The following is a 9753-nucleotide window of genomic DNA, read 5'->3' as shown; positions in this document are numbered from 1 at the left end:
TTCTTCACCCGCGAAGTGCCTTCCCGTCAGGACGATTGAACCCTAGAGAAGTCCAATTATCCCTTGCAGGACAGGCACTTTCGCTTACCTACACACCCCACACGCAACATTCCGTGAAAAATCCGGGCTAGGTACCTTTACCCGGTCGGTCCTCCGCGTATCGACAAGGCACAAATCGAATTGACATCTTTATTGCCGCCGACTCTTCCCCGATCCAAGGCATCAAGAGAACTTCATCGTAGAGCTGGTGTAGTTCATCGCCTCGCTCCGGAACTTCAAGACTGCACAGTGCAATACATCCAACCAAACGGCCTTCCAGTACGGCTCGACAACGTTATGGACGGCACGATCGCCAGCTTACGCCCCGACGGAGAGCTACTATTTTCCTTGGCAACAATATTCATGAACGCCCTCCGCGCCGGAGTTACTTCCACAACGCTTTCAACATGGGTTCCTAGCTTCATCGATTCCTGCACGTCAATCCGCCAGTACACTGCACAAATCCTGTCATTTGGAATATCCAATAAGCCACCAACGAACTCGCGGCTCACAAAACCCAAATCCCCACCTGAATTGCCATTGCCATTTGCTCAATACAGACGCGTTAACTCACACATAAGGTCCGCCGCCAACGCATGCATCCACGCCGCAAACGCGGTGCTAGAGTCTCGGATTCGGCTGCTCGACGACGATATGATCCGTATCAATCATGAGACAATGATCTCGTCAATAATGTCTTTCGATCTGGCCGAGACTGAACTAAAGCAGTTTGAGGGTACAACGGTTTGGTCCGCATTCAGGACGATACAAGATTCCCACCGGGCCGCTCGGGTTCTCTACGAGATTATTCACGGATACCGCCCAGCTCCAAAGCACGGCATTCCGGCACGAGTATCCGACCCCGTTCGATTGGTGGATGATCTGGTCGCTTTCGACTCTCGATCCTACTCTGACAACAGTGAAGACAGGTCGGTGATCGAAAGGATCGCAAGTTCTCTCGATTGTCGGCATGAAGTCCATCCTCTCAATATTCCGCCGATCCACGGGCGTGCACCTCAAACGTCGTGGATTATTGTCCTGGAGTCGAATTCTCCCGAAATACCGTTCGACTTATTTACTCCAATCCGAGATGATCGCCAGCACTGGCATGGACGACTCATGGTCGGCTTGCGCCCCGAAGGCGGCGCACTCATAGACACTGTCTATGTGTTTACCCAGGACGGATACGTGGAAGCGCAACCCTACGAAAAATGGTACCTGCGAGAATTCATAGAAAGCCCGGAGCCACATTCAGGATCGGAGAGCGCACGCGATGTGATCAATAGTGCCAACTTCATGCTTACGGAGATACTCGATTATGCGCGCCGCGTCACGGCAACATCACGTCAATACTCCACAGAACCCGATCGGGTTGCAGCAATTGCAGCGCTTTCCCGGCCAACGTTTGCCGGACCGTTCACTTGGCTGGGGGACCTGTCGTCGGACGGTTATAGGATGCTCGCCGAAGAAGAAGATCGATATTTCGATGACCATTCGGCGATCGGTCCACTTTTTCGGCGTCTGATCGATTCACGCACAGCCGCTTTCGCCGGTGCGCAGCAAGGTCTGCCCGACCCCACGCCAGCTGGACGGGCCGGCACTTCTCTTGCAGAGCGCCGCGGCACGACCACGTGATTGTGCACCGTCGGCGGCGCACCACCGACCTCCCGCAAGCGAGACCAAAACGCCACTTTTCCCAAACCTGTTCGCGCCAGCGACGTTCGTCGTGCTCCGCTTCGCGTCGAACTGCCGCTGTAGACGCAAAACGCCAGCGACACACTCCGACCATGAGACATGTTGGCAACGGTTACAGCGCAGGCGCGCGAGCCACGTGTCTAGTTGCCCAGACGCTCCGGTCCGACCGATCAACTAGCGTGGTGCCATGACTGGTCCGGTCGAAAACGACGCGGCCGACGACGAGACTGCGTTCTGGCTATCGGTTCCCGGCATCCACGAGTCGCTTGCCGAGGCTGCGGCCGACTACACCGCTGGCCGGACATACGGCGAAGAGGAGATCAGAGTTCGATTTGGGCTGCCAGCCCGCAACGAAGATTAGTCGTCGCGGGCCCGCCCAGCGCCGATGTCAGCTCCGGTTGTATCCTGTACAGCCTGCTTCGGGGTGTGTTCTAGTCAACGTCGCAACACCGACGGACTGCTTGACGCTAGCAGGACGGCGAATAGCTCCGCGGGGCAACGGTCGAGCAGTACTCGACGCGGTTCACCGGCATATGCGTTCGGGCATGGGTTCGCGGGGCATCGACCGGGCAGCGGCACAGCGAAATCTTCTGAGGATTCTTCGTTCAGCTCGAACTGGGGCATATGCGCAGTCACGGAGTGCCCGTAGTCCTGGGCCTAGGCCAGCTGGTCGCGGAACTGCATCCGGAAATCGGGCGACCGGAGTCGCCGTTCGAATGAACTCGCGCAGGAGCTTCGACGCCACTGAAAAGCTCTTTGCAGTAGCCAGTTTCACCGCGATCACTGCACCCAAGGCGGTTTCGTCGACAGTAAGGTCCGCACGACAGCCCGACCAGTACTGCCCGTCCGGCCAGCGCGTTGCCGCACGGAATGCAGCGATCCGCTCCGCGAAATCCGCTGGTAGGCAGGCCTCGACGTACTGTTGCGCCACGCAGGCACTACTCCACCGCGCGAGCATCTTGAGGTCTCGCAGCACGGCGAACGCGTGCTGCGGCGCCTCGCCGAACGCCGCGAGGACTTGGTCCTGGCCGCTCAGGAAGTCGTTGATTGTGTGTTGAGTCCGAAGAATAACGTTGTGCGCCGGCAGTGTTGCTCCTTGGATTTCACTGAGATCACGTGTGCAGGCCCAATCGTGGCGGCCGCTACAACATTGGTTTCCCACCGCGGGTACGCCGCGGGCTTGGAGTAGATGCTGTCGTTGCGTTCTACCGCAGTACAGGCAGGTCTGGAGCAACAGTCGGCGATGCCTGATGCACACGAAATTCCAGTTCAGCCGCCAGGACAGTTGCCAGCGTCCAGGGTGCGCGTGCAAGCAGTCCGGGCAGAAACGCGATCCCGAGCTCTTGACCCACAACGCGTTCTTCATCGGCCTGACCCGTCCTTCCAGGGGGGAGCCAGACAGGTAGCGCTGCAACGTCATCGCCCACACACAATCGGATTCCACACCTGTGACGTGCGCAATGCTGTCCCGAGCGTGCGGCGGCAGCCACAACCACCAGCTGATGTTGCGTGGGGCGGCAGACAGCCCGAAACACTCCACTAGGTCAGCGAAGGACACATCGTGCCGTCGGCCCAACGCACCGAGCCAGGAATCGATCGCCTCGTCTGCGACAGGTGCCACGCGTAAGGGCACCTGTCGGCGCCCCATATCGATGGCGCCCGATGTTGATTTGCAGGCTTCGTTGACCACGACGCACCTCTCGGCGGCCAATGGCGGCACTCGGTCAATATCCTAGGGCAGACCTATCGCGGGAAAGACCCTGACCACTAGCACAATCACAATAAATGTACTACTAGGAGGGCAAGCGTTGGGGTGTATTTTCCTGGCCACTTGGGTGGTGCCCATACGTCCCAACCACACCGATCCACAGCGCCCAACAGTGGCAGCGGCGCCGGGTTGCCGTTGGCCGGCGCATTCGCATGTTGCGCGAGGCGGCGGGGTCTGCTGTATGAGCGATTCTTCGATTTGACTGAGGTTCTGGGGGTGCTGCCGACTGAACTGCTCATCGATCCCGTGAGATGACGGTATGGCTGCGCTGAGGAACCGCAGCCTCTCCTGCGATTTCGGAGCAGCTGTTTGGCCGAAGCGGCCGGCTTAGTCACGGCCCGCCGTTCGCCGCCAAGTCCTGTACGGCAGCACATACTACGCGGCCGAAGTGCGTCAGTTTCAACGGTTTACAGTCGGTAGCAGGTTCCACTAGCCGGTGCCCGAGATCCCGTTCAATTCTTCGAATCTGCTGAGAGAGAACGGATCTGTGCATCCCGAGATGCTGCGCAGCATTGGTGTAGCTGAGATGCTCGACGGCAGCGACGAAGTGTTGCAACCGTTCCCATCCGCCTTGGCCCACGACAGCGGTGATGAGTAGCGCCGGGATGGCACCGTTGGCTCTGACGTCTTCGACGGTGCGCCAGCCGACCCCGCGGGACTCAATTCCGTATTCCTTGACCCGATTTGCTATGACCGACACGCTGACATTGAGTTCGTGGGCCAGGTCGGCGTAGCTCCGGTGGTTGGTGGTGTACTCGGTGATGAGCCAGTCGCGGTCGATCACGTGCTTGGCGCAAGCGTGTGGAGCGCGCAGTGGTATGGCGTAGTCTCGGGCCAACTCTGAGATGGTGGGCTTGCTGACCCCGGCTATTGCGGCAAGGTCACGCAGGCTTCGGTGTTGTTGCAGGTAGAGTTCGGCGAACTTCTCCTTCGGTAAGACGGACATTGCTTTGAGGTAGGGCGCGCGAGCTCGATGGGGACCGATCCTGGGTCTGCTTCCCGGTTTGGGGTCGCGGTGTGCGGGTCGGCGCTCAAGGGCGACCCTGACGGCATCGGTGCTGATGCCGATGCGCGCGGCGGCAGCGGCGATATCCAGTTGTTCTTTGCGTACAAGGTGATGCAGCTGGTTCGTATCGATCGCGTCGACGTCAATGCCTGGCAGCGTCAGATCGTTGATAAGTGTCATCGGCGGTTCCCAGTACACTGGTTCGTCAGTGATTCCCTGGGCAGCAAGGAACTCCAGCGCGTGGTCATCGAGCGCGTTCAGTAGTTCGGGGTTAAGGCGCACAGGGAAGCGCAGCAGTGAGCCGTAGGCGTCGTAATCCCAACTGGGTACTGGGGTTGCGATGGCTGGCACCCCGCTGATTCGTTGGCGAAGAAAATTTCGAGCCGTGCTGGCCCCTTCTGGGCGGGTGGTGTTAGTACGTGCGAGAGTCAACCATCGGGTTTCAGGCAACAGACCCGTGCAGTCGAGGCGGCGGCGGCGCTGGTAGTCAATCGGTGATCCGTGGCTATCGAGGTAATCAGCCAGCCTGATCAGCGCGGATCGGATGGCGTCCCAGTACCCGCATACGGTGAGATGCCACAGCATTTGAATCACACTCTGGTAGGTGACGTGTTCCCCTAGTGCCACCGCTGCATCCTTGATGCGCATTGTGGTGTTCACAAGCAGGATCGTGGGTGCCAGCGCTGGCCGCGCGGTTCGCTGAAACGATGTTGGCGGACATAGCCGCAACGACCAGGCTGGCCACAACAACGTTGGTGTGCATCGGAGCCTTCGCTCCGCTCGGGCGGTGTTGTCGATTGGTCTGCCGGGGAGTGTGGTGCCCAGCCGGCGTCGCAGTTGTTCAACCGAGGTCAGGCGTACTCCGAGCGCAATAGTGTGCACCGCACGCAGGACCGGACTGGCGCCTCCACTGACCCCGCCCTGTGCAGCAAGAGACATCTCGAGGATGTGGCGGTCAAGGTGGTTATGCAGTGCGGTAACCGCGTCTGCGGCCTCACTGAGGTTGCGGTGGTTGAGGATCGCCATCGCTGCGGTGACCGCTACCGCAGTGCTCACGGCCAGGGGCGGCTTCTCCTTCAGCCGACGGCCGTATCGATCTTTGTGGGCAGAGTGAACATCGCCACGTCCAAGCAATTGTTCATAATGTTCGGCAAGATCCGGCGAGACGATGCCGCCCAGGTGATGCGGCGGGGTCGCCGCCAAGATGCCTCCTCCTAGCGCACGCAGGTCAGCAAGCACTGCCGACACTGGCTGGGGATGTTGCGCATAGATTCCGAAGCTGACAGTGTCACGGTCCAGCAGGTCATTGATGGCCGATTGAGCCAGCAGGACCGGATGGTGAACAGGTAAGTCGAGCACATGTGCCTGGGCAAGGTCGGCGGCGCAGCGAGGGGTACGTCCGATTCCCCCGCCGTCGGCCGAGTTCGCACATTGGCCTGGGCATGGGTGTTCATCCCCGATCCGGTAACGGTACCGTTGGGCAGCACCGCAACACGGGCAGCGATCAGCGAGCAGGCAACGATGTTGGAGGCAGGCGAAAGTCCAGATCAGCCGCCAATTCAGCTGCCAGCCACCACCGGTGCTGCCGAGACAACGGGGGCAGAACCGTGAACCGTGAACCCTCGCCCAAGGGGCGGTACCGATGAATTCGCCTGTATTGAAGTCGATTCCCACAACGTCGGCAGGATAGCGCGCCAGTGTCATTGCCGAGATATCTTCGACTCGGTACCCGGTTGCAGTGGCGATCGCGCCAGCTTCGTACGAGGTGAGTTTTCGGTTGATGTGGCGCCACAGTTCCGAATACGGTGAGCGAAATCCCATGTGCTCGTACAATTCGGCCATCGTGACGTCCATACGTACAGCGATCGCTTCCAACCACGAATCCAGAGATTCACCAGGCAGCGGAGCGGTGGCGAGCGGAAGAACCCGCACCGGCTTCGCCGTCATTAAGTCTTGCGCAGCCACTTTCCGCGTTCCTATCCCCGCGCCCCGTGTTGCGTTCAAATGCCGGCACGCTATGGCTTCCGTAGCCGTGTCGTTTTCCTGCCCGATCTGAAGGCGACTTCCAGTTCTCGACGCCCCAACTCGGCGGCGCTGTCGACGCGGCATTCGTCGAGGAGCTCTTTGGTCAGCTTTTCGGTGCCCTTGCGGATGGCGCGCAGGCATCCCAGTCGGATCAGGCTCATCAGTGAACCGATATGTCCGGTGCTGCGGATGAACAGTTGATCGGAGAGGTCGTCGGCGAGCATGCCGGGGTACTTCTGGGTTAGCAGCAGGCGTTGTTCCAGGGTCAGCAGCAGGTCGCGCCATTGGCGGCGTTGCTTTTCGCTGTCAGTGCCGAACGGCTTCATATCCAGCGGCGTGGTGCAGCGCAGCAGTTGTTCCATCTCGTGGTCCCAGTAGGAGTTGGTGTCATCGAGCAGAGCACGGCTCTCGTGTAACCCGATGCCGATCACCAGCACGGTGACAGGGAATTCGTTGGCGATGTATTTGAACTGGTTGCTCAGCTCGCTGATCCGTTCGGAACGGCCGTGCAGGAAGTGCAGGTCGTCAATGATCAGGAGCCGGGTTTCACATGACGACACGTCATCGAGTGCGCGGCGAAGAAGCTGAGCGGATGTGGCCCGGCGAATCCCGGGATGGGCGTAGAAGTCGCATAGTGCGGCGTTGAACTCGCGGATGCCGGTCGATCCCGTCATCCCGATGCGGCACACCGGCCATCGTTCGTCCCCAGCCCGGGTGTACGCGCCGTATTGCCCGATCTGGTCCAGATGGAACTGTTTGGCGAATACGCGAGCCACTGTGCTCTTCCCGAGGCCTGGCAGGCCGCTCAGTGCGATCAGGGGTTTGGCGTCCGCGCCAGTCTGGCAGTTGCAGGTGACGAAATCGTCGAGCTGTTCGAGAACGGATTGGCATTCGGCGGTCATCACGATGCCCATTTGAGCGTGCCAGCGAATGCGCTGCCGATTGTATGCAGCGGCTGCTTCTCGACTGAGTTGTCGAAGTTGCCTTGGAGACAACATTTCTGGGCGCTCTAGTGTCGGTGCCTCAACCATGGCGCGCCACCCTTCTTTGCGTGACAACGACAGGTTGTCGAGATACTCGCTGGGATCACGTGGCGACGGCGGCACATTGCGGGGCGTGCCGACCCCAGGTCGTCGTTTAGACGGTGACGCTGTCGATTTGACGCTCATCGGACCTCCAAGACATCGTCGTAAAAACTGCCGTGCTCCAACGGTGGCTCATCGGGGTCCTCGTCGAGATCGTCGACGAAACCCTCGTCTGCGGGCGCATGTGCTCGCTGGCCGCGCGTGCGGTCCAACGCCGCAGCCACGGCCGGCAGCTCTGCGGGTTCCGGCGTTGCCGTGACATCACCGATGAGCGAGGACTGCTCGCGGGCCATCCGCAACGCCATCCGACGTTCAGCCATCGTGTTGCCGGCACTGAGTTTTCGCCGCTCCAGAAAGTTGGCGATCGCCAAGGGATCGTCGACATAGCGATTAGACGCTCTGGCCAGTTTCCGCTCGAAGCGCAGGACTTCTTCGCTCATCGGCCCATTGACCTGCTCGGCGTGCTCCCACACCAGGGTCTCCCACTTGTGTGTCACCGGGTCACGGAAGTACACCCGGGTGATGTCGTCAGGGTTGACGTGAATCGGCCACTGCTTCTTTCGATTCGCATAGGGGCTGTGTTCGCCGGCCCGCCCGGCGATCGCGGCGCCCTTGTAGATTCGGCCATCCCATTCCACGCCATACGGTTGGATGGTCCGCCACTGCGCCTGGAGAAACTCATAGGCGAGGTCGGGATCCCGCGGTGCCTCGATATAACCGGCGCGCGCCACCCCGTGGGCGAACATCTCAGCCGGTGTCATATGCAGGCCGGGAACCCCCAGTCCGGTCAAACTGTCGTGCGCGGTGTGGTGATAGACCACCGCAATCCACTCCCGGATGATCGCTTCGAGTTCATCCAGGTAGAACCAGGCGTCCTGTTCCGGGGCCACACCACGGGAGTACACATCGGGGCCTTTATAGCCAGGCAACGCCTGGAGCAGCCCGACCCGCAACGTGAGGAAAAACCGCTCCACCGGTCCCTTGTCCCGCCCGGTCCGCAGCCGTGCCGGCTGCAACGAGATACCCAGCCTCTGACACACACTGTTGAGGTGCCCGCCGACATAGATCTTGCCGTGATCGACGATCAACGTCTCAGGCACGATGGCCGGCGTCGCAGCGACAACACTGTCCGGGTCGAGTGCCTCCTGCTCCACCAGGACCGATCGCGGGACACCGTGCGGGGGCCAGACCGCTTCCGCCGGCCAGTCCCGCCCAGCAGGTGGCGGACGGAACGACTGATACAGCGCTGCTGCGGCATCGATCGACTTGGTCGACACCGGCGTCAACCGCAACCCCGTGACGCACCGGGTGTACCAATCCATCGCCACCGTCAGCTCCGCATTCACCCACTGCAACGTGTGCGGATCCATCGCATAGACGTCCAGCCTCGTGGTGTCCATCAGCATGTACTCCCCCGGCCGAGTGGGCTGCAGCTTCCCGTAAACCTCCTTCGAGCGCTGCGCAATGTCCCGATTGCGTTTGGCACTCTTCACGAACAATGGATGCTGTTGGTGTTCAAGGTCCTCGAGAATGTAGTAAGCCGTGCGTTGGCTTGGCATCTTCACCACACCTTGCCCGAACCGCGCATCCAGCCTGGCTTGTGTGCGCCGGATTACCAGATCACGTGTTGGAGTGGATAATTCAGTGTATTCACCAATAATCTCCAGCGCTGTCTCGGTCCAACGCGGGTCGGTCCGAGTGCCGGTACCCGGCTGCACGGCACGCTGCGGAATCAGGCCGGCCTCCCCGTGTGCCCGGTACTGCGTTATCCACCGTTCAATCGACCGGTAGCTGCCTTTCAGTTCCTTAGATGTACGCAGTTCGCTGGCCTTGGCTGAGATTCGAGCTCCGAGCGGCAATTCAGATCGATACTGTCGCCGCGGTTCGGTTGGCAGCGCGGTCTCTGCGTGGCCGGATCGGTAGCCGGTTAGCACCTCTCGAACGTGCGCCGCTCGGGCAAGGGCAAGTCGACGGATCGGCTGCGGAACCGCAGATAGGACAACACTCGCGACGTCGGGTTCGTCGTCAGATGCCGGCCCCTCTCCTGCATCGACGAGCTGGGCGCGCTCCGATATTAATAGTTCGTCGAGTCCCAGCCGTCGCACTGTTGCACCGCGGCAGTCTTCGACGAGCAC

At 60.5% G+C, this 9753-nt stretch carries 6 protein-coding genes; 2 read left to right on the top strand and 4 right to left on the bottom strand.

The genetic code is table 11. From position 1 onward, the window contains the following. Window positions 1-288 precede the first annotated feature (288 nt). Together E0T84_RS22100 and E0T84_RS31905 are read left to right on the top strand one after the other, a co-directional pair. Window positions 289-1674: a hypothetical protein gene (locus E0T84_RS22100; RefSeq protein WP_138745561.1), complete on the top strand. Its 1386-nt coding sequence runs from the start codon at window positions 289-291 to the stop codon at window positions 1672-1674. A 247-nt stretch (window positions 1675-1921) separates the two neighbouring features. After that, a complete protein-coding gene (locus tag E0T84_RS31905) occupies window positions 1922-2095 on the top strand; it encodes a hypothetical protein (protein WP_171055138.1) in 174 nt (57 codons plus the stop codon). Window positions 2096-2257: 162 nt separating this feature from the next. Here the strand turns inward: E0T84_RS31905 and E0T84_RS32760 are convergent, their stop codons facing one another. The 4 genes from E0T84_RS32760 to E0T84_RS22080 all read right to left on the bottom strand — a co-directional run bounded on the left by E0T84_RS32760 (window position 2258) and on the right by E0T84_RS22080 (window position 9177). Next, window positions 2258-3382 (bottom strand): TniQ family protein, encoded by a 1125-nt coding sequence (locus E0T84_RS32760; RefSeq protein ID WP_371726215.1) that lies wholly within the window; start codon window positions 3380-3382, stop codon window positions 2258-2260. Between the two features lie 451 nt (window positions 3383-3833). After that, window positions 3834-6473 (bottom strand): TniQ family protein, encoded by a 2640-nt coding sequence (locus E0T84_RS22090; protein WP_171055137.1) that lies wholly within the window; start codon window positions 6471-6473, stop codon window positions 3834-3836. 50 nt (window positions 6474-6523) lie between these two features. Further along, window positions 6524-7702 carry an ATP-binding protein gene (locus E0T84_RS22085; RefSeq protein ID WP_138745558.1) on the bottom strand — a complete coding sequence of 393 codons (1179 nt, stop codon included), beginning with the start codon at window positions 7700-7702 and terminating at the stop codon, window positions 6524-6526. Then, window positions 7699-9177: a hypothetical protein gene (locus E0T84_RS22080; protein ID WP_249383713.1), complete on the bottom strand. Its 1479-nt coding sequence runs from the start codon at window positions 9175-9177 to the stop codon at window positions 7699-7701. The genes E0T84_RS22085 and E0T84_RS22080 overlap by 4 nt, the downstream gene beginning before the upstream one ends. Window positions 9178-9753 lie beyond the last annotated feature (576 nt).

Origin of the sequence: Mycobacterium sp. DBP42, from assembly GCF_005924235.1 — a bacterium.
GTDB classification, from domain to species: domain Bacteria; phylum Actinomycetota; class Actinomycetes; order Mycobacteriales; family Mycobacteriaceae; genus Mycobacterium; species Mycobacterium syngnathidarum.
Note: the sequence above shows the minus strand (reverse complement) of the source record. Positions and strands in the feature narration are given on the sequence as shown.